The organism is Bradyrhizobium sp. UFLA05-112, from assembly GCF_053572325.1.
Window position 1 is genome coordinate 50,820 of record NZ_JBANBK010000043.1, and the last position, 21,263, is coordinate 72,082.

Consider the following 21,263-nt stretch of genomic DNA (forward strand, 5'->3'; position numbering starts at 1 on the left):
CTCAATCGCGTCCTTCAATCGAGACAACGGCTGCCAGATACGTGCGTCAGGAGCCGTCAGATGGTCGACCCTCGATCCAGGTTTCGAGCACGCGCAGATCGTCGTCGAGATGCACGAGGCTCGCCAGATGTCCCGGCGCGATGCGGCCAAGCTCCGTCTCGCGTCGCAGAAACGTTGCCGGAACGCGCGAGGCCATCGCGAGAGCATCGGCGAGATCGAGCCGTAGGACGTTGACGGCATAACGCACTGCCTCGTCCATGGTCAGCACGGAGCCGGCGAGCGTGTCATCGTCGAGCCGCAGGCAACCATCAACGCTTGTCACGCGGCGGCCCAGCAGATTGAATTGATCGGGACCACCGGCCGCTGGCGGCATCGCGTCGGTAATCAGCATGAAACGATCGCGCCGCTTGGCGGCAAGCGCGATGCGCAGGTTCGCCTCATGCACGTGATGGCCGTCGGCGATGATGCCAACGAACGGCTCGTCGAGATCGAGCGCGGCACCGACCATGCCCGCCTCACGCACGGCCGGCGCACTCATCGCATTGAACAGATGGGTGAATGCCCGCGCGCCGGCTTCGACCGCGGCGCGCGCCTCCTTGTAGGTCGCCTCGGAGTGGCCGAGCGAGACGAGCACGCCATGCCGGGAAAGTTTGGCGACGCTCTCCACCCCGACCCGATTGGGCGCGAGCGTCAGCATGACGGTGCCGCAATTCGCTCCGACGATTGCCGCGACGTCGTCCGGCTCAAGGTTGCGGATGTATTTCAGCTCATGCGCGCCCTTGCGGCGCGGATCCAGGAATGGTCCTTCCAGATGGATTCCAAGCGAAGCTGGCGTCAGACGCCGCGCCTCGCGCGCGGCGGCAATGGCGGTGGCCGTCACTTGCGGCGCGTCGGTTATCAGCGTCGGCAGCAGCCCGACGGTGCCGTGCTTGCGATGCGCGGCGGCGATACGGGCAATACCTTCGGGCGTCGGATCCTCGTTGAACAGGACGCCGCCGCCGCCATTGACCTGCACATCGATATAGCCGGGCGCCAGCAGGCCGCCGTCGAGATCGCGTACGGCGCCGTCGGGTCTCTCGGCGTAAGGGACGATTGCCGTGATACGCTCGCCTTCGACGACAACGGCATGGTCGTCGAGAAAGCGTTCGCCATCGAAAATCCGCGCGCCGGACAGAACGATCATCACACAGTCTCCGTCACCTTGCGCAGGTTGCGCGGGTGGTCAGGATCGCGCCCGAGCCGGAGCGCAAGCGCCTCGGCAAGGCGGTAGAAGCGATGGATCATGATGATGGGTTCCAACAGCGTTGCCTCGACTTTTGCCGTAGCGAGACGATCGGTCTCGTCAGCGCCCCCCGCCTCGATTGCAATCACCATCGCACCGGCATTGGTCAGGGCCGTGAGCGTCGGTAGCATGCCCTCTCGCGCCGCGTCGGACGGCAGGAAGGCAATGACGGGAAAGCCGGAGGCCACAAGTTCGGCCGGACCGTGCAGCACCTCCGCCGCGGAGTAGGCCTCGGCGTGAATTGCGCAGGTCTCCTTGAGTTTCAGCGCCGCCTCCGCGGCGATCGCAAGCGTCGCGCCGCGGCCGAGCACGAAGGCGCTCCGGGCATTTGCCAGTCTCTCCAGCATCGCCGAGGGCGGCGGCGCCGCTTGCCCGAGCAGGACGCCCGGCAGGCCGGCGAGGGCGTCTGCGAGCTGCCGATCCTCGCGCCAGGCCGCGACGAGGCTCGCGCCCGCGACGAGGCCCGCAACCATCGATTTGGTCGCGGCGACGGAACGTTCGGTGCCGGCGCACAACGGCAGCAGTACTTCGGCCTCTTGCGCGAGCGGTGAGGCCACGTCGTTGACCAGAGCGACGGCCAGCGCACCGCCACGTCGTGCGGCGCGCTGCATTTCAATGATGTCGGGGCTGCGTCCCGATTGCGAGATCGCGACGGAAACGCCGCCTTCGAGCCGCATCGGCGTACGATAAAGCGTCGCGATGGAGGGGCCGATGGAGGCACAAGGCACCCCCGAAACAATCTCGACGAGGTATTTCAGATAGAGCGCGCAGCAATCAGACGAGCCGCGGGCGATCGTTGCGACGAGCGGCGGATCGAGGGTACGCAGACGCGCCCCAAGTTCGGCGAGCCGCTCTGCATTCTGGCTAAGCTGGCGCGCGACCGCATCGCCTGCCTCGTCGATCTCCTGAAGCATGTGGGTCGTCATCGGTGCGCCTTTCGGGTCGGTGGCGACAGCGTGAGTTCGGAGACGAAATCATAGGCGTCGGCGCGGTACCAGGATTTCGTGAACTCGACGCAGGATCCGTCGGCGAGGTAGGCGATACGCTGGATATAGAGCGCCGGGCTGTCCGGTGCGACGCCGAGCAGCTCCGCATCCGCATGATCGACGAGCGTCGCGCGCAAGCGCTGCAGGCCGCGGGTGGGCTTGAAGCCTCTCGTGGAAAGCGCCTCGTAAAGCGAGCCGCCGACCGAGTCCTGTTCAGGAAGAAAGCGTATCGGCACGGCGGCGCGCTCGATCGCCATGGGCGAACCGTCGGCGAGGCGCAGGCGTCCGAGCCGGAACACGCGTTCGTTCGGTCGTACGCCAAGCATCATAGCCTCTTCCGGCGTCGGCAGGAACACACCGCGCTCAAGCTCGCGCGAGCTCGCCTCCAATCCGCGCAGCCGCATGTCTTCCGTGAAACTCGTCAGGCGCGAGGAGGGCTGTTCCACGCGCGGCGTTGCGCGATGGATGAAGGTGCCGGCGCCATGGCGGTGAAACAGCACTCCTTCGGCGATCAGATCGGCAATCGCCTTGCGCAGTGTGGTGCGCGATACGTCGAGCAGCTCGCACAATAGGCGCTCGGCCGGAAGCAATTGTGTCTCCGCGAAGCGTCCGGTCTCGATCTCGCGCCGAAGCGCGTCGACCACCGCACGATACAGCTTCTGGCCCGGAGCGGTTTCGACCGTTAGGGACATGCCGCGTCCTCCGCGAGCGTTCCGCCGGCCAGCAGGATTGCGCCGTCGACCGCGTCGCGCCGCGGCGGGGCGAGGCGCTTGGCCACATCAGGCGGCAAAAAGGGCCGCAGGGGCTCGCCGAAGCCGCCGGCGAGCGCAATGCGCTCCGCGCCGAGCGCATTCAGCGCGTTCGCAAGTGAAGCTATCGCGCTGGCTGCCTCGCCGACAATTTCGCGTGCGCGCATGTCTCCGGACCTGGCGACGTCCAGGATCTGGGGCGCGAAGGCGCCGTAGTCTCTGGGCCTCGCGTCTGCTGCCCAGCGGCTCATCCGCAGTGGATCGTCATCGAAATGGCGCCCGAGCGCTTGCGCCAGGCCGCTCATCGGCTCGAGGCCATCGATCGCACGCAGCGTCGCGCGCAACGCCGACTCGCCGAGGCGTGCGGCAGATCCGTCGTCGCCGAGCCAGAAGCCGCGTCCGCCGATGATCGTCGTTCGAGCTCCCACCCGAGCGATGCCCGCCGAGCCCGTGCCCGCGATGATCAGGCCGCCGTCGCCGAGGCCATTGGCACCGACGCAGGCGGCGACAGCATCATTGACAGCGACGATGCGCGCAAAGCCGGGCAGGGCAGCGGAGACGCGCTCTGCTTCCTTGTCGTCCGAAAGCCCGGCAAGGCTAAGGCCGATTGCGATCTCCTGCTTTGGCGCGCCGGCAGAGATCGCGGACTCGATCGTTTCACGGACGACCCGCATGGCCTCGTCGAAATCGAGATAGATGTTCGATGCCGGCCCGAGACCGCGCCCGAGCTCGTGGCCCGACGAATCCCGCAGTCTCGCGCGGCAGCGGGTCGCGCCGCCGTCCACACCGAGGAAGAACTGGGCCGTCGCCAAGGAGCCTCCTAAAAAATTTCTTAACGCCTCTAGACAAGTGGTATGTCACGTGGCTAAAACAAATACAAGAGGTATCTACCATTGGTATTCATGATGCCGGTATTGCCGAGCTCGGAGACGGACGGGGAGGGGCGGCGCGCCGCCGGCGGTGTGGTGATGATCGATGAGGCGATGTTCGCGGAAGCCATGCTCGCATCCTACCGCCGCGCGATTGCTTCGGTCGCGGCTGTCTCCCCCGACATCCGCGCCGCCGCACTTCGTCTCGCCGCGATCTGGCGGGCAGGCGGGCGTCTGGTCTATGCGGGAGCAGGCTCCTCCGGTCTAGCTGCGGCCGAAGATGCAGCCGAGCTTCCTGGCACGTTCGGCCTTGAGCAGAGCCGCATCGCGATTGTCCTGCCGGGCGGGACCGCCGAGCCGTTCCGCATCGATGGGGCTGCGGAGGACGATGCCGCCGCCGGTGAACGGGCTATGACCGGGCTCGGTGACCTCTCTCGTGATGCTGTGATCGTCGTATCCGCGAGCGGCTCGACGCCGTTCACCGTCGCGGCCGCCGCCGTGGCGCGCCGTCGCGGCGCCTTTGTGATCGGCATCGCGCATCGTCCAGGTTCGCCTCTGCTCGTCGGTGCCGATGCGTCGATCTTGCTCGAGAGCGGGGAGGAGGCGCTGCGCGGCTCGACACGGCTCGCGGCCGGAGCTGCGCAAAAGGTCGCGCTCGGCATGCTCTCATCATTGATGGGATTCGAGCTTGGTCACATCCATCGGGGCCTGATGGTCAATCTGAAGGCCGATAATTTGAAATTGCGCGAGCGGGCGCGCGGGATCGTAGCAACAATCGCCGGCGTCAGCGATGCCAAAGCGGAAACGGCGCTGCGCGAGGCCGGCGGAGAGGTTAAGCCGGCCATCCTGATTGCCTGCGGCGCCGTCAGCATGAGCGAAGCCGTTAGGTGGCTCACTGCTGCGGAAGGCCGCGTCGACGAAGCGTTGCGCCGCGCAAGCGTCAACGGGATCAAGGGCGAAGGCCCGAACAAGGGAGCGTAGCATGAGACGGACTTTCAAGGCTGCAATGGGAGCTGAGGTTGCCGCGTTGGCGTTGCTTGCGGGGCTTGCTTCAGCTCAGGCGGGTTCGTTGAAGATCGAGAGCTGGCGCAATGACGACGCCGATATCTGGAACTCAAAGATCATCCCCGCCTTCAACAAGCACTATCCCGACATCAAGATCGAATTCGCGCCTTCAGCCCCCAAGGAATACAACGCCGCCCTGAACGCGCGGCTCGATGGTGGCACCGCCGGCGATCTCATCACGTGTCGTCCGTTCGACGCCTCGCTCGCGCTCTATCAGAAGCATCAGCTCGATGCGGTCGACGGCCTCAAGGGCATGGACAATTTCTCCGATGTCGCGAAGGCCGCATGGCAAACCGACGACGGCAAAGCCACCTTCTGTGTTCCGATGGCCTCCGTCATTGCGGGGTTCATCTACAACAAGGAGGCATTCGCCAAGCTCGGCGTGTCCGAGCCCAAGACGCTCGATGAATTCCACGCCGTACTCGAGAAATTCAAGAAGGACGGCACCTATGTCCCGCTGGTGATGGGCACGGCCGACCAGTGGGAGGCCGCCACCATGGGATTCCAGAACGTCGGGCCCGATTACTGGAAGGGAGAGGTCGGCCGCGCCAATCTGATTGCGGGCAAGGAAAAACTCACTGATCCGCAATACGTCGCCGCGTTCAAGGAGATCGCAAGCTGGGCGCCGTATCTCGGGTCAGGCTTCCAGGCGCAGACCTACGCCGATAGTCAGAACCTGTTCTCGCTCGGCAAGGGCGCGATCTATGCGGCCGGCTCGTGGGACATCTCGACATTCCGTGGCCAGGCAAAATTCGCCATGGGTGCATTCCCGCCGCCGCAGCCGGCCGGCACGACCGATTGCTATATCTCCGATCACACCGACATCGCGATGGGCGTCAACGCCGCGTCGAAGAACAAGGAGGACGCGAAGAAGTTCCTGGAATGGCTGACGACGCCGGAATTCGCAACGATCTACGCCAACGCGCTTCCTGGCTTCTTCCCCCTCGCCAAGACTCCGGTGAAGGTCGAAGACGACGTCGCGGCGACGATGGTTGGATGGCGCCAGACCTGCAAGTCGACGATCCGCAACTCGTATCAAATCCTGTCGCGCGGTACGCCGAATCTCGAAAACGAGATGTGGAACGTGTCCGCCCAGGTCGTCAACGGCAAGCTCACGCCTGATGCCGCCGGCAAGCAACTGCAGGACGGCCTCGACAAGTGGTACAAGCCGGCCAAGTGACGTCAGTCCCTCTCTCCGCTCTTGCAGGGAGAGGGACTTTCCTTGTTTTGTTCGATAGTTGCTGCACACTCCGCTGATCCCCGGCACGCGCCGCAGGCGCGGAGAGGGGCGATAACGCACGGCAGGTTTTATCTCTTTCCATCATGCCCGAACCGGTCTCGAACATCACCGCCCAGATGCCTCGCGCAAAACTCGCGGGCCTGCTGCTGTTCTTTCTCGGGCCGGCGGTCGCGATCTACACCCTGTTCTCGATATATCCCCTCGTCGCGACGATGGCGCTGTCCACCTACACAAGCGAGCCGTCCGGAACGCGGTATTTCGTCGGGCTTGCCAACTTCGAAACGCTGCTCGGTGATGCGTTGTGGTCGAAGCCGTTCTGGAATGCCTTCAGCAACAATCTCATATTCTTCGCCGTACATATGTGCGTGCAGAATCCGATCGGTATCGCGCTCGCAGGATTGCTGAGCCTGCCGGGCCTGAGGCTCAAGGGCTTTTATCGCACCGTCATGTTTCTGCCGACGATGCTTTCGGTTGTCATCGTCGGGTTCTCCTGGAACCTGATCCTATCCCCGCTCTGGGGCGTAGCTTCCGGCGCTTTGAAGGCCGTGGGGTTGGGCTCGCTGTTCGCTCCCTGGCTGGGCCTCGAATCGAGCGCGCTCGTTACCCTGTCCCTCATTTCCGTTTGGCAATTCGTCGGCATCCCGATGATGCTAATCTATGCCGCGCTGCTCAACATCCCCGAAGAGTTGATCGACGCGGCACGCGTCGACGGGCTCGGACATTTCCGCATCTTCTTCCACATCAAGCTTCCGCTCGTCCTGCCGACGATCAGCCTGGTCTCGGTCTTGACGTTCGTCGCCAACTTCAACGCTTTCGATTTGATCTATTCGGTCAAGGGCGCGCTTGCGGGGCCGAATTTCGCGACCGACATTCTCGGCACGTTTTTCTACCGCACCTTCTTCGGCAATCAGCTCCAGCTCGGCAATCCGACGATGGGCTCCGCGGTCGCGACCGTGATGTTCTTCATTATCCTCGTCGGCCTCTGCCTCTATCTCTTCCTCGTGCAGCGGCGCATCCGCCGTTACGCTTTCTGAGGGGGCCGGCATGACTGCTGAGCAACGCGCAAGGAGCCTCAGTGTCCATCTCGTCTTGATCGCCTACAGCCTGCTTGCCGTCGGTCCGATTCTGCTCGTCGTGATGAATTCGTTCAAGGTGCGTAGCGCCATCTTCGGTAGTCCGCTTGCGCCACCGGATTCTACAACCTTCAGCCTCATCGGCTATGAGAAGGTCTTTCGCTCCTCCCATATTCTGACCTACTATTCAAATTCGTTGATCGTGACCCTCGTCAGCATGGCTCTCGTGCTGCTGTTCGGCGCGATGGCGGCCTGGGCACTGACCGAATACCGCTTTCGCGGTTCGACGGCGCTCGCGCTGTTTCTGTCGATCGGAATCATGGTGCCGATCCGGCTTGGCTCCGTCGCGATCCTCAACATGATGCGGTCGGCTGGCCTCAACGACACGCTGACGGCCCTGGTTCTCGTCTACGTCGCGCAGGGCCTGCCGATGTCGATCTTCATATTGAGCGAGTTCATCCAGCAGATCCCCAAGGATTTGCGCGACGCCGCGCGCTGCGACGGCGTGCCGGAAACCCGCATCTTCTTCGAGGTGGTCGCGCCGCTACTGCGGCCGGCGATTGCGACGGTCGCCGTTTTCACCATCGTGCCGATCTGGAACGACCTCTGGTTTCCGCTGATCCTGACGTCGAGTGACTCGACGCATACCGTCACGCTCGGCGTGCAACAGTTTCTGGGCCAGTACATCACCGACTGGAATTCCGTGCTCGCGGCGCTGTCGATGGCGATCCTGCCGGTCGTCGTGATCTACATCATCCTCTCGCGCCAACTCATCGCAGGCCTCACCTCCGGCGCAGTCAAATAGGTTGTTAGAATGGCCAATCTGCGCATCGAGCACCTCAACAAACGTTATGGCGCGACGACCGTGCTCAACGACGTCAACCTGGACATCGAGGACGGTGAATTCGTCGTTCTCGTTGGACCGTCGGGGTGTGGCAAGTCGACGCTTCTGCGGATGATTGCCGGGCTCGACAGTGCGTCGGGCGGCGACATCCATATCGCCGGCAAGCTCGTGAACGCGCTCGCACCCGCCGAGCGCGGCATTGCGATGGTGTTCCAGTCCTACGCGCTCTACCCACACATGAACGTCCGCAAGAACATGACGTTCGGGTTGAAGTTCACCGGGGTGGAGCAGACTGAGCGCGAACGGCGCGTGGCGGAGGCGGCCCGCATGCTGCGGCTCGACGAATTACTCGAGCGTTATCCGCGCGATCTCTCCGGCGGACAGCGTCAGCGCGTGGCGATCGGCCGTGCGATCGTGCGCGAGCCCGCCGTTTTCCTGTTTGACGAGCCGCTCTCCAATCTCGACGCTGCCTTGCGCGTCTCGACACGCGTCGAGATTGCGAATCTGCATCGAATGCTGAAGTCGACGATCGTCTATGTCACGCACGACCAGGTCGAGGCGATGACGCTCGCCGACCGTATCGTCGTGATGAACAAGGGCTGCATTGAGCAGGTCGGCAGACCGCTCGATCTCTACTACGCGCCGGCCAATTTGTTCGTTGCCGGCTTCATCGGTTCGCCTGCGATGAATTTTTTCGAGGCAAGGGTTGCCAACTTCGAGGGTGGACGCGCACGCGTCGCGGGACCCGGCTTTCGCAGCTTCGATCTGCCGGCGACCTCATTGAAGGTCGGCGACACGCTGACGGTCGGTGTCCGTCCGGAGCATCTTGGTCGAGGGGAAGACGGTCCTTTCGCCGTCGAAGGCGTCGTCGAACTGGTCGAACGGCTCGGCGAAGCCTCCTTTGCTTATGTGCGCCGCGCCGACGATAGGCTGTTCGTTGCCGAGGTGCGCGGCAGGCAGACCCCGATGCCCGGCGAACGAGCTACGCTCACTGCCCCAGCTCGGGACGTGCACGTCTTCGATGCCGCAGGCCTGCGGGTCTCGACGCAGAACGATGTCTAGCTCATGTCGAGCCTCGTACGCTATCTCACGCATCCCCAGGTGAACATTGATCCGGCGATCCCCGTCCCATCCTGGGGCCTGAGTGAGATCGGCCGGGCTCGCACGGAGGGAGTGGTGGGTACGAGGCAGCTCTCACGCACCACGCAGATCATCTCCAGTGGTGAGCGCAAGGCGATCGAGACAGCCGAAATCATCGCCGCAAAGCTGAATCTCGAGGTAGAGGTGCGGGAGGCGATGCATGAGAATGACCGATCCGCAACGGGCTTCTTGATGCCTGACGAATTTCAGGCGGTGGCCGATCAGTTCTTTGCCCAGCCCCAGATCAGCGTTCGAGGCTGGGAGCGGGCGGTTGACGCCCAGTTGCGTATCGTCAACGAGGTCGAACACGTCTTGGCCCGGAATAAGCCGGGCGATGTGCTGTTTGTCGGGCATGGTGGCGTCGGCACTCTGCTGTATTGCCACTATTCGGGCGTTGCGATTGATCGAAAGCATGATCAGCCCGGCAGTGGGGGGTATTATTTTGCGTTCAGCAGAGATGACCGCCACGTGCAACATTCATGGCGTCGCCTCGAAGACCTCTGATCTTGCGGTGGGGGCGAATCTCGATCGCTAGTGCCGTGTGACGAGCATCTGGCAAGCAGCTTCGCATCGCGCGAAGGCGCAGTTCGCAGCACAAGCAGGGTGAGTCTATGGGCGGCCCTGCTTTTGGGCGTCCCGAAGCGATCCTGTCCTATGGTTGCCTCACTCCCACAACGTGGCTTGTGTGCCATGATGGCGCAGGGAGAACTCCGAGCGAAGATGATGCGATCGTCGCTCATGCTTTTTCAAGGATGTGAAATTCGCCTTCGCGCGGATCGTTTCGTTTGACAGTGTGCACCTCCACCAAGAAATGTCCGGGAGAGGACGGCAAGATCAAACAAGGGCCGCCCGCAGCTGGGGTTACGGAGGAGGCGGCTCAGTGCTTGGATTGATGCAGGATCGACCGTTATTGATCTCGAGCCTGATCGAGCATGCGGCACGTTTTCATCCCAAAACGGAGATCGTGAGCAAGACCTGCGAGGGAACGTTCCATCGTAGCGATTATGCCGGGTTGCGGTCGCGCGCTGCAAAGCTCGCAAAGGCGCTGATCAAACTCGGCGTCGGGCCAGGCGATCGTGTCGCGACGCTCGCCTGGAACACCCATCGTCATATGGAGCTCTATTTCGCTGTATCCGGCATCGGCGCGGTGCTTCACACCGTCAACCCGCGCCTGTTTCCCGAGCAGATCGACTACGTCATCAATCACGCCGAAAACCGGGTGCTGCTGTTCGACATCACTTTCGCCGATCTCGTTCAGAAGCTGCGGTTCAATCTGGTCACCGTCGCGCATCTGGTGGCGATGACGGACGAGGCGCACCTCCCGATCCAGCTTCCCGATTGCCTCTGCTATGAGTCGCTCGTCGAAGGGGAAGACGACATCCTGACCTGGCCAGTGTTTGACGAGCGAACAGCGTCGTCGCTCTGCTACACATCCGGCACGACCGGCAACCCGAAGGGGGTGCTCTACAGTCATCGCTCGACCATCCTACATTCGTTTGTCGCCTGCGCGAGCGATGGTCTCAAACTGTCCAGCGGTGACAGCGTTCTTCTCGTCGTGCCCTTGTTCCACGTGAACGCTTGGGGAATTCCCTATGCTGCTGCGATGTGCGGGGCCAAGGTCGTGCTGCCCGGTCCTGCCCTGGACGGCGGGAGTGTCTACGAACTGGCGGCGCAAGAAGGCTGTAACTTCTCGCTCGGCGTGCCGACCGTTTGGCTCGGCTTCTTCAAGTACGTCGAGGAAAACCCGGGGCTCGATCTTTCCGCGATCAAACTAGAGCGTGTAGTCGTCGGGGGATCCGCCGCGCCGCGCAGCATCATCGAGAAATTCCGCAGTATCTTCGGTGCTTTCGTTATCCATGCCTGGGGCATGAGCGAAACAAGCCCGCTGGGCTCGATCGGCAATCTTCTGCCGGTTCATCGCGATTTGCCGGTCGCCGACCAAGTATCTGTCCAGTGCAAGCAGGGGCGCGCGATCTACGGCGTCGAACTCCGGATCGTAGGCGAAGACGGAGCGCCGCTGCCGCATGACGGCGTAAGTGCCGGAAACCTGATGGTGCGCGGGCCTTGGGTTGCGTCGGGCTATTTCAAGGGCGAGGGCGGGGGAGTGCTGGATGCTGAGGGATGGTTTGCGACGGGAGACGTCGCGACCATCGATCCCAACGGTTACATCCAGATCACGGATCGCTCGAAAGATGTGATCAAATCCGGCGGCGAGTGGATCTCTTCGATCGACCTCGAGAATGTCGCGGTCGCCCATCCGGCCGTGCAGGAGGCGGCGGTCATCGGATTGCCGCATCCGAAATGGCAGGAGCGGCCGCTCCTGGTCGTGGTCCGAAAACCGGACACCGATCCCGCTCGCGAGGACATCCTGGACTACATGTCCGGCCGCGTCGCGAAATGGTGGCTTCCCGACGATGTCGTCTTCGTGAACGAGTTGCCGCACACCGCGACCGGAAAGCTGCAGAAGACCAAGTTGCGCGAACTGTTCAAAGACCACGCATTGCCGACCTAACGTCGGCGCTGGCGTCACCGAAAAGCAGAGACCATGCCCGAACTGATGCTCGACGATCCCGACGGTACGCTGGTGATGCTTCGCGACAGCGTCACCGGTTTTGCCGCGCGTTTTCCAGGTGCAAAGGCCATGCGCGAAAAACGCGGGCGTGGCGGGACCATGGATCCGCTGATCTGGTCCGCAATGGCGGAAGCCGGATGGATCGGGCTGTTGCTGCCCGAAGAATGCGGCGGCGCGGGTCTCGGGTTGCGCGAGCAGGCTGTCCTCAGCGAGGCGCTGGGCCGCGCCTTGATCGCCGAACCGACCGGAACGGCCTCGGTCTTTGCCGCGACGCTGCTCGGCGGTGCTTCGCCAGGCGCAGAGCGCAGCCGCCTGGCTGCCGGATTGGCCGGCGGCGAGATTGTCGCGGTGCCGGCATGGACGCCCGGTGCGAAGTCGATTGTCGCACGCTACACCGATGGCAGCATCGTGCTGTCCGGCGAAGCACGCTTCATCGATGCTGCGCGTTCCGCAACGGATTTCCTTGTGGTCGCCCAGGATGCCGACGGCGTCATGCTTCTGAGCGTCGCCGCCGATGCGGACGGGGTGACGATATCGGAACGGGCCGCGGTTGATGGCGGTGCGCTTGCGACCATCTCGCTATCCGATTGCGCCGTGCCGGCGGGTCGTATCCTGTCGCGCGCGAACCGATCCGAGGATCTTCTCCGTCAGGCGATTCTGCATACGCGGCTGGCGCTCGCGGCCGAGTTGACCGGCGTCGCGTCGAAAGCGCTCGAGCTCACGATTGCCTATACCAGCGATCGCGTGCAGTTCGGCAAGCCGATCGGCAGTTTCCAGGCCATCCAGCACCGCTTGGTCGACATGTGGATCGAGGCGGAATTCGCAGCCGCTGCCGTGGTCAACGCGGTCGATGCAGTGCAGGCGGACGATGACGACGCGGCGCAGCTGGCAGTGTTGGCGGCCAAGGCGCGAGCGGGCGAAGCCGCATTCTCGATCTGCCGCCGCGCGGTGCATCTCCATGGCGCCATGGGTTACACCGACGAGTGCGATATCGGCCTCTATCTGAAGCGCACCATCAATCTCAATGCCATGCTGGGACAGCCTGAACAGCTGCGCCTGGAGTTTGTCGAACGCGAAAGCGGCTACCGCCGCGAGAGGACCTAATGGATAACAATCTGATCAAGACGGAAATCAAGGATCACATTGCGGTCGTGACGATGGATGCGCCGCCAGTGAACGCGCAATCCAAGGAGTTTGTCGAGGAGTTCATCACGGTTTTCGACGAATTGAACGAGACGCCGACGGTACGGGTGATCGTTTTGACCGGTGCCGGAAAGACTTTTTCGGCAGGAGCCGACATCAAGTCGCGCGGTAAGGTCGGAGCGGTGCCAGGCGACACGTATCGCCATCTGCGGCGGGCGCGCGAGGTTGGATTCTGCATCATCGAGTCCAACAAGCCGGTGATCGCCGCCGTGAACGGCCCGGCGCTGGGCGCTGGCCTCGGCCTCGCGCTCTGTTCGGACATCATCATGGCGTCCGAGAACGCGGTGTTCGGCTTGCCGGAGATCGACGTCGGCTTGATGGGCGGGGTGCGGCATACGATGCGCATCATTCCGCATACGCTGGCGCGCCGTATGGTGCTGACCGGCTACCGGGTGCCGGCGGCCGAGCTCTATCGCCGCGGCATCATCGAGGACTGCCTGCCTCGGGAAGAGCTGATGCCGGCCGCCCTCAAGATGGCTGCCGAGATCGCAAAAAAGAGCCCGATGGCACTCAAGCTCGCCAAGCGAGCGATCAATACGGTCGAGACCATGGGCTTGAAGGACGGCTATCGCTTCGAGCAAAACCTCACGGTGGAGATGACGCAGCACGAGGATTCCAAGGAGGCGATGCGGGCGTTCATGGAGAAGCGCACCCCGATCTTCAAGGATGTGCTTTGATGGCGGCCGACTGGAACGACATTCCCGACGAGGAGTTCAGGTCGATCTTTCGCGCGTGGGTGGACCAGAACTGCCCGGTCCATCTGCGCTACATGCGCAAGCAGCGTCCGCTCTTCAACGAGGTCGCCGAGTGGTATCATGCGCTGGCCGCCAAGGGCTGGCTGGCGCCCACCTGGCCGCAGCAGTATGGCGGCATGGGCCTTTCGGCGGCCAAGCACATGATCTATGTCGAGGAATGGGGACGGCTCGGCTGTCCACGAATTCCGGATCATGGCATCGGGCTAGTCGGTCCGCTCCTCATCGAGTACGGCACCGAAGAGCAGAAGTCTCACTACCTGCCGCGTATCCTATCCGGCGAGCACGTCTGGTGTCAGGGCTACTCCGAACCCAACGCGGGATCTGATCTGGCAAGCCTGAAGACATCAGCGGTGCTGGATGGCGATGAGTTCGTGGTCAACGGACAGAAGATATGGACGACGCTGGCCCATTGCGCCAACTGGATCTTCGTTCTCGTTCGGACCGAACGTGATGCCAAGGTGCGCCAGAAGGGTATCACGGTCCTGTTGCTTGACCTGACCTCGGCTGGTGTTCGCGTCCGACCGATTGCAAATCTGCGTGGCGAGGCCGACTTTTGCGAGGTTTTCTTCGACAATGTGCGTGTGCCACTGAACAACCTGGTCGGCAGGGTCAACGAAGGCTGGACCGTCGCGAAGTCGGTACTTGGCCACGAACGCATCTTTCTGGGGGCGCCGACGCGCCCTGAATATGCGCTGGAGCGTCTGCGACGGCTTGCGGAAGCCCGTGATGCGTTCGAAGATCCCGCGTTCATGTCGCGCTTCGCACGCCTGCGGCTCGACCTCTACGATCTAGGATCCGCCTTCGAGCGCTATGCGAAGGTTCTGCGGGCCGGCGGAGAACTCGGCGCCGATGTCTCTGCTCTCAAGATCTTCACGACCGAGCTCTACCAGCGGATCACCGAGGAAATGCTCATGGTCGCAGGCGAAGAGGCGCGGCTTGCCGACGATCTCATCGCGGGGGATGTCGAGATCGATGCGATGAACCTCTTTCTCGACTCGCGTTCGCCGGCAATTTTCGGCGGCTCCAACGAGATTCAACGCAACATCCTCGCCAAGGCCGTGCTCCGGCTTCCCGGTTGAATGTTGCGTCAGAACTCGACGTCGATCAGCTTGTCGAACTGGTCGTCCGTCTTGACCGACCTCGCCGCCCGCTGCAGGACGGCGAGGTAACGATTGAAATTCTGGCGGATCCGCTCGGCGGCACCGCCGAGGCCGATGACCATGGGCTGATTCTGGATCGTCACGGGCAGCAGGACGCAGATCGTCGCGCCGCCCTGAATGGGAATGTCTTCGGCAGAGCAATATCCCTTGCCGCGGAGCTGTCGAATGCGAGTCATCATCTCGGGCAGCTTCACGCGATCCGATGCGTTGGGCGTTGCAATGTTCGCACGGCGAATGATGTTGTCGACCTTCTCGTCCGACATCGTGGACATCAAGAGCCAGCCCAATGCCGATTGAGTCAGCGGGCGCAGCGTCCCCTCGTCGACGTGGAAGCGAAGCGGGTGGATCGATTGCACGATCTTGACGTATTGAAGGTAGACATCGTTCGTCGTGCCGATCGAAACGGTTTCGCCGGTGGCCGCGTGCACGTCATGCATGGCTTCGATCGTCCGGCTGTTGCCGAACAGAGCCCGTGGAATCCAATCGCCTAGCGATGTCACCTTGGGTGTCGGGAAGTAGACGCGCATGCGCCGGTCGTAGTTCAGATAGCCCATGCCGACGAGTGTCTTGAGCAGAACGGTCGTGCTCGACGGCGGATAACCCAGCGCGAGACCGATCTCGGACATCGCGCGCGGTTGTCGAACGTTCATGAAGAACTGGAGGATCTCCAGCGCGCGTAATGCTGACTTCACGGTGGATGGTCCACCCGGTATCGCTGCGGATTTCGTGACCGCCGCCTGCATGCTTCGCATCCCCATCGCCGCTAAAATTCACGGATGTGAAAGTCGGCTTCACAAATGAATTATATTTTGTTTGACCCAACTGCGCATGACAAGGTGCCTCCAGTCAAGGCCAAGAACACGAAAGAGTGGCCGAGCTGGAGAGGGCGTCGTGGGAAGCGGCAGGTTGCAGGGGCGCGTGGCGCTCGTCACGGGCGGAGGGCGAGGCATCGGCCGGGCCATCGCGGAAGCCTTTGCCCGCGAGGGCGCAGCGGTCGGGGTGCTCGATCTGAAGGTCGACGTGGCGGAGGCCGCAGCGCACGCCATTGTCGCGGATGGCGGCCGGGCTACTGCGATCGTCGGCAATGCCGGCGAGCGAGCCGCCGTTTTTGCCGCGGTGGACCGTCTTGTCGAGGCATTTGGTCCGCCGACCATCCTGGTCAACAACGCGATGTGGAATCGTTACGGCCCGCTGGAGCAGCAGACCGAGGAGATGGTCGGCCGGATGATCGATGTCGGCCTGAAGGGTGTGATCTGGGGCTATCAGGCGGTGCTGGCGCCAATGACCGCAGCCGGCGGCGGAGCCATCGTGAACATCGGATCGCCGTCTGCCGTGCTCGCGATGGCGAATGGTGTGATGTACAGCGCGGTGAAGGCCGCGGTGGCGGGCGCAACACGCTCCGCCGCAGCCGAATTCGGTCCACGCGGAATCCGAGTCAACGCGATCGCGCCGGGGCCGACACCGACCGATGGCGCCAATCTCGTCGTTAGCGAGGAGGCGTGGGAGCGACGCCGGGCGCGTGTGCCGATCGGGCGGCTCGGCGAACCGCGCGACGTGGCGAATGCAGCAGTCTTTCTTGCAAGCGACGAGGCGAGCTTCATCACCGGCGACATGTTGTTCGTCGATGGAGGAATTACCTACGCGTTCTCTTGAGCGCACATCAATCGATCTTGGTCGCCCGCAACAACAAGAAGGTCCGGGCAGATCCGCGGGCTATAGGGAGGAAGAAATGAGACTGTCGGCTGCCTACCTCGCCGTCATGGCGATCCTATCGGGTGCAATAGCGTTTGCCACGTCACCGGTCTTGGCGCAGGGGATTTCCGGAGACGTCATCAAGATTGGCGTCATGAACGACCAGACCGGTCCTTACTCCGACAATTGCGGGCCGGGTTCGGTTGTCGCCGCGCGACTTGCGATCAGCGACTTTGGCGGTGCCGTCAACGGCAAGAAGGTCGAGCTCGTCGTGGCCGACGACCAGAACAAGCCGGACATCGGCGTTTCTATTGCGTTGCGTTGGCTAGACAATGAAGGCGTGGATGCGATCGTCGGATGCTCGGCCTCCTCGATTGCGCTCGGCGTGCAGGACGTCATGAAGAACCGGAAGAAGCCCTATCTCCTGGCGGGAACGGCGGCTTCGGTGTTTACCAACGAAAAATGTTCGCCGATGACGACGCAATGGACGATGGACACCTATGCGCTGCCGAAGGCGACGGTGAAATCATTGTTGGCGCGGGGGTTGGATACCTGGTTCTTTGTCACCGTCGACTACTCGTTCGGCAAGGCCTGGCAGGCCGACACCACGAACTTCATCAAGGCCGACGGCGGCAAGGTCGTAGGTTCCGTCCTGCATCCGCTCAATTCTTCTGACTTCTCCTCGTTCCTGCTGACGGCCCAATCGAGCGGAGCGAAGGTCATCGCGCTGGCGAATTCGGGTTCGGACTTCGCCAATGCCATGAAGCAGGCCCAGGAATTCGGGCTCACGCAGAAGCAGCAGCTTGCCCCACTGGGATTGATGATCAATCAAACACATAGCATCGGCCTGCAGCCGCTGCAGAACGTACGCCTGACGACGCCCTTTTACTGGGATAAAACAGATGAGACGCGCGCCTTCGCAAAGCGCTATCAGGCGGCGTTCAACGGCCGGGTCCCGAACGAGGCGCAGGCGAGCACGTACAGCGCTGTGACGCACTATCTCAAGGCAATTGCCGCGACGCAGACCGACGACGGCGAGGCGGTGATGCGACAGATGAAGAGCACGCCAATCAATGACTTTGAGATGAAGAATGTCAGCATCCGTGCCGACGGTCAGGTGATGCGGCCGCTTTATGCCGCTCGTATCAAGACGTCGACCGAGTCGAAGTATCCTTACGACTACTACGAGATCACCGACACAATTCCTGCCGATGACGCCTGGCGGCCGACAGCCGAGAGCGCCTGCGATCTCCTGAAGACGCAATAAGCGCGGCGGCGGGCCGGCGTGACCCGTCACCCGCTTGCATACCCCAACTTCGCGAGATGACACGAGACGAAACTTAGCCGGAATTCCCTTGATGGCGCTCCAAGTGAGCAAGATATCAGCGACGGCCGCACAGCTTGGCGAAAGCCCGGTCTGGGATGTCACGCGGCAGCGGCTCTACTGGGTCGATGGTGTCTCGCGCCGGGTCCACGCCTTTGAACCCGAGCGCGGGATCGGGCGGCACTGGGATGTGCCGTCCATGATCGGCTCGGTCGGACTGGCCAAGGGCGATACTCTCGTCGCAGCGCTCGCGGATGGCATCTACCGGCTCGATCTCGGCTCAGGCGAACTGACACCGCTGTTCCGGCCAGATCCGTGCGATCCGCGCGTGCGCTTCAATGACGGCAAGGTCGATCGTTGGGGGCGGTTTCTCTGCGGCACGATGGGCGTGCATGCCGAGCCGCTGGGGCAGCTCTTTCGCATCGACGCCAGCGGAGCGCACACGGTGCTTGCCCGCGATATTCGCATTTCGAATGCGCTCTGCTTCAGCCCCGACGGCCGCACCATGTACTTCGCCGATAGCCTCGATCGGGCGATCCGCGCCTATAGCTCCGAGTCGGGCGACGCGTTCGATCCGGAACCGCGGATTGTCATCGACACCGCGCCATATCAGTCGGGGCCCGACGGGGCGACGGTCGATTGCGAAGGCTGCCTTTGGGTCGCGCTCGTGCAGGTGGGCAAGATCGCGCGCTTCACCCCGCAGGGCGCGCTCGATCGCCTGATCGACGCGCCGACCGACTTGCCCTCATCGGTTGCCTTCGGCGGTCCTGATCTGTCAACGCTCTACGTGACCTCGATCAAGGATTCAGGATCGGGACGCGCCGTCTCGCACCACCCGGACGGTGGCTTTCTGTTCGCGATCGACGGCCTCGGCGTGACCGGCCTACCTGAAGCGCAATTCGGGCTCCAGCCAATCCCTTCCAGTTGAGAACATGCCTTGATACGCTATCATCCAGCCTCGCTCGATCCTCTCTTCAAGCCACGATCCATCGCCCTGATCGGAGCATCTGATGATGTTGCGCGCATTGGCGGCCGTCCCTTGCGCTATCTGCGCGAAGGCGGTTTCAAGGGCGCTGTCTATCCGGTCAATCCGAAGCGGGACACCGTCCAGGGGATCAGGTCCTACGACTCGGTCGCAGCGCTTCCGGAAGTGCCGGACGTCGCCATCCTCGCAGTGCCGGCGCAGGGCACGGTTCAGGCGCTGAGAGACTGCGCGGATCGCAAGGTCAAGGCGGCCGTGGTGTTCTCGGCCGGCTTTGCTGAGGCGAGCGAGCAGGGACGTCTCGCACAGGACCAGATCGCCGGCATCGCCCGCGAGAGCGGCATGCGCGTGCTCGGCCCGAATTGTCTCGGACTGTTCAACGCTGGCATGGGCTACTACGGAACATTCTCGGCGATCCTTGATGCTGCATTCGTCGAACCAGGTCCGGTCGCCGTCGTCTCGCAAAGCGGAGCTTATGGCTCCCACATTGCCCACTTGGCGCGCCAGCGCGGCCTCGGCATCGGGCAATGGATCACGACCGGAAACGAATGCGATATCGACGTCGCGGAAGCGTTGCGTTGGGTGATCGAACAACCCGAAGTCAGGGTCGTGATGGCCTATGCGGAGGGCATTCGCGATCGCGATACTTTCATCGAGGCGCTGGAGGTTGCGCGGGCGAAAGAAAAAGCCCTTGTCTTTCTGAAGGTCGGCCGCTCCGATGTTGGCGCCCAAGCGGTTAGCTCGCACACCGCGGCGCTGGCGGGATCGGATGCCGTGTTCGATGCGGTGTTGCGGCAATATGGTGCCTATCGCGCGCGGACCACTGCGGAGCACCTGGACGTGACCTATGCCTGCGCACGGGGGCTTTATCCCGCCGGCAACAGGTTCGGCATCTTCACGCTGTCCGGCGGCTTCGGCATTCAGATGGCCGACGACGCATCGGCGTGCGGGCTCGACGTCGCGCCCATGCCCGAGGCGGCGCAGGATGAGCTGAAGGCGATGCTGCCCTACGCATCGCCGCGCAATCCGGTGGACGCGACGGCGCAAGCGCTCACTGATCTCCCGCTGATGACGAGCTATATTGCCGCAATGCTCGAGAAGGGCGGCTATCACCTCTTCGCCGGCATTTTCGGCAGCGGACCGGCGAGCCCCACTTTTTCGGCCTCGCTGCGCCAAGTGTTGCGGACTGCGACGGCCGGGCATCAAGGCCGCGTCTTGGCGCTGTCGATGTCGGCGCCGCCGGAGATCGTCCGCGCCTATGAGGACGACGGCTTTCTGATCTTCGAGGATGGCTCTGCCCTGGTGAACGCGTTGGCGGCGCTGGTCTGGTTTCGCCGCAGCTTCGACGCGGCGAAGCATGCGCGCACGGCCTCGACCGTTGCGTCGCGAATCGCGCCGTCGGATGGCCCGCTCAGCGAGCACGAAGCGAAATCGCTGTTGCAGACGGCCGGTATTGCGTTTCCGAAGGAAGCGCTGGTGCGACCGGATGAGGATGCCGGCACGGCCGCCGCGGCAATCGGCTTTCCGGTGGTGGTGAAGATCTCATCGCCGGACATCGCACACAAGACCGAGATCGGTGGAGTGATCGTCGGTCCCCGCGACGAGGCGCAGGCCCGCGAAGCCGCCCGCACCATCCTGTCCCGTGCGCGTGACAAGCGGCCCGACGCGCGGATCGATGGTGTCGTCGTCTCACCAATGATCAGGGGAGGCGTAGAGACCATTGTCGGGGTGGTGCGGGATCCGTCCTTCGGTCCTGTAGTGATGTTCGGGCTCGGCGGCATTCTCGTCGAGGTACTCAAGGACGTGACCTTTCGCGTTGCGCCGTTCGATGTCGCAGAGGCGCAGCGGATGATCCGCGAGATTCGAGGCTTTGCCGTGTTGGAAGGCGTGCGTGGTGCGCCGCCGGCCGACGTCGATGCGCTGGCGGCGATGCTGTCGGGCCTTTCGCAATTTGCTGCCGACAATGCCAGCGTGATCGAAAGCATCGACCTCAACCCGGTTCTAGTGATGCCACGCGGCGAGGGCGTCATGCCTCTCGACGCGTTGCTGGTACCGTGCAGCGCCGCGTCTCGCGATTGACGGCTAGTGGTTAAGCAGAGGGAAATATGGCCGACGAAGCAAAGCTGACCGAGTTCTTGGACCGGGAGGCGATCCGCGATTGCATCTACCGCTACTGCCGGGGGATCGACCGAGCCGACGAAGCCACGCTGCGAAGCTCCTATTGGCCCGATGCGACCGATCGACACGGCGTCTATTCCGGACCGGTCGAGGGCTTCTTTCTCTGGGCCCGCGAGGTGTTCAAGAGCGGCGCGCGCAACGTCCATCAG

At 63.1% G+C, this 21,263-nt stretch carries 20 protein-coding genes; 15 read left to right on the plus strand and 5 right to left on the minus strand.

Annotated features, from left to right (window positions below):
* Positions 1-46: 46 nt before the first annotated feature.
* Genes nagA through SO180_RS23970 form a run of 4 tightly spaced genes read right to left on the minus strand, consistent with a single transcriptional unit; the run spans position 47 to position 3,829 of the window.
* Entirely contained in the window at positions 47-1,183 is a 1,137-nt protein-coding gene (nagA, locus tag SO180_RS23955; protein WP_449381297.1) for an N-acetylglucosamine-6-phosphate deacetylase, read from the minus strand.
* Positions 1,183-2,208: an SIS domain-containing protein gene (locus tag SO180_RS23960; protein WP_449381298.1), complete on the minus strand. Its 1,026-nt coding sequence runs from the start codon at positions 2,206-2,208 to the stop codon at positions 1,183-1,185. Before SO180_RS23960 ends, nagA begins: the two co-directional genes overlap by 1 nt.
* Positions 2,205-2,960 carry a GntR family transcriptional regulator gene (locus SO180_RS23965; protein ID WP_449381299.1) on the minus strand — a complete coding sequence of 252 codons (756 nt, stop codon included), beginning with the start codon at positions 2,958-2,960 and terminating at the stop codon, positions 2,205-2,207. The genes SO180_RS23960 and SO180_RS23965 overlap by 4 nt, the downstream gene beginning before the upstream one ends.
* Positions 2,951-3,829, minus strand: a complete 879-nt coding sequence (locus SO180_RS23970) for a glucosamine kinase nucleotide-binding domain-containing protein (RefSeq protein WP_449381300.1) — start codon at positions 3,827-3,829, stop codon at positions 2,951-2,953. The genes SO180_RS23965 and SO180_RS23970 overlap by 10 nt, the downstream gene beginning before the upstream one ends.
* A gap of 90 nt (positions 3,830-3,919) precedes the next feature.
* Here SO180_RS23970 and SO180_RS23975 point away from each other — a divergent pair, with 90 nt between their 5' ends.
* The 10 genes from SO180_RS23975 (at position 3,920) to SO180_RS24020 (ending at position 14,857) form a co-directional block, all read left to right on the plus strand.
* The gene (locus SO180_RS23975; RefSeq protein WP_449381301.1) at positions 3,920-4,867 is read left to right on the plus strand and encodes an N-acetylmuramic acid 6-phosphate etherase; all 948 of its coding nucleotides are present in this window, start codon (positions 3,920-3,922) and stop codon (positions 4,865-4,867) included.
* 1 nt (position 4,868) lies between these two features.
* Complete coding sequence (locus tag SO180_RS23980; protein ID WP_449381302.1) at positions 4,869-6,131, plus strand: ABC transporter substrate-binding protein; 1,263 nt, start codon at positions 4,869-4,871, stop codon at positions 6,129-6,131.
* A gap of 176 nt (positions 6,132-6,307) precedes the next feature.
* Positions 6,308-7,225: a carbohydrate ABC transporter permease gene (locus tag SO180_RS23985; protein ID WP_449381316.1), complete on the plus strand. Its 918-nt coding sequence runs from the start codon at positions 6,308-6,310 to the stop codon at positions 7,223-7,225.
* A 10-nt stretch (positions 7,226-7,235) separates the two neighbouring features.
* Positions 7,236-8,069 carry a carbohydrate ABC transporter permease gene (locus tag SO180_RS23990; protein WP_449381303.1) on the plus strand — a complete coding sequence of 278 codons (834 nt, stop codon included), beginning with the start codon at positions 7,236-7,238 and terminating at the stop codon, positions 8,067-8,069.
* A gap of 9 nt (positions 8,070-8,078) precedes the next feature.
* Entirely contained in the window at positions 8,079-9,170 is a 1,092-nt protein-coding gene (locus SO180_RS23995) for an ABC transporter ATP-binding protein (protein ID WP_449381304.1), read from the plus strand.
* A gap of 3 nt (positions 9,171-9,173) precedes the next feature.
* Positions 9,174-9,752, plus strand: a complete 579-nt coding sequence (locus tag SO180_RS24000; RefSeq protein ID WP_449381305.1) for a histidine phosphatase family protein — start codon at positions 9,174-9,176, stop codon at positions 9,750-9,752.
* 376 nt (positions 9,753-10,128) lie between these two features.
* A complete protein-coding gene (locus tag SO180_RS24005; protein WP_449381306.1) occupies positions 10,129-11,760 on the plus strand; it encodes a 3-(methylthio)propionyl-CoA ligase in 1,632 nt (543 codons plus the stop codon).
* 33 nt (positions 11,761-11,793) lie between these two features.
* A complete protein-coding gene (locus SO180_RS24010; RefSeq protein WP_449381307.1) occupies positions 11,794-12,924 on the plus strand; it encodes an acyl-CoA dehydrogenase family protein in 1,131 nt (376 codons plus the stop codon).
* Entirely contained in the window at positions 12,924-13,700 is a 777-nt protein-coding gene (locus tag SO180_RS24015; protein WP_449381308.1) for an enoyl-CoA hydratase/isomerase family protein, read from the plus strand. The genes SO180_RS24010 and SO180_RS24015 overlap by 1 nt, the downstream gene beginning before the upstream one ends.
* Positions 13,700-14,857, plus strand: a complete 1,158-nt coding sequence (locus tag SO180_RS24020; protein WP_449381309.1) for an acyl-CoA dehydrogenase family protein — start codon at positions 13,700-13,702, stop codon at positions 14,855-14,857. The genes SO180_RS24015 and SO180_RS24020 overlap by 1 nt, the downstream gene beginning before the upstream one ends.
* Positions 14,858-14,865: 8 nt before the next feature.
* On the opposite strand, the gene SO180_RS24025 is transcribed toward SO180_RS24020, so the two are convergent.
* A complete protein-coding gene (locus SO180_RS24025; RefSeq protein ID WP_449381310.1) occupies positions 14,866-15,681 on the minus strand; it encodes an IclR family transcriptional regulator in 816 nt (271 codons plus the stop codon).
* A gap of 148 nt (positions 15,682-15,829) precedes the next feature.
* On the opposite strand from SO180_RS24025, the gene SO180_RS24030 reads away from it, so the two are divergent.
* The 5 genes from SO180_RS24030 to SO180_RS24050 form a co-directional block, all read left to right on the plus strand.
* Entirely contained in the window at positions 15,830-16,591 is a 762-nt protein-coding gene (locus SO180_RS24030; RefSeq protein ID WP_449381311.1) for an SDR family NAD(P)-dependent oxidoreductase, read from the plus strand.
* Positions 16,592-16,697: 106 nt separating this feature from the next.
* Positions 16,698-17,897 carry an ABC transporter substrate-binding protein gene (locus SO180_RS24035; protein WP_449381317.1) on the plus strand — a complete coding sequence of 400 codons (1,200 nt, stop codon included), beginning with the start codon at positions 16,698-16,700 and terminating at the stop codon, positions 17,895-17,897.
* Between the two features lie 91 nt (positions 17,898-17,988).
* Entirely contained in the window at positions 17,989-18,882 is an 894-nt protein-coding gene (locus SO180_RS24040; protein WP_449381312.1) for an SMP-30/gluconolactonase/LRE family protein, read from the plus strand.
* Between the two features lie 9 nt (positions 18,883-18,891).
* A complete protein-coding gene (locus SO180_RS24045) occupies positions 18,892-21,015 on the plus strand; it encodes an acetate--CoA ligase family protein (RefSeq protein WP_449381313.1) in 2,124 nt (707 codons plus the stop codon).
* 26 nt (positions 21,016-21,041) lie between these two features.
* Positions 21,042-21,263: nuclear transport factor 2 family protein (locus SO180_RS24050; RefSeq protein ID WP_449381314.1), on the plus strand; the 222-nt coding region annotated here is incomplete at its 3' end.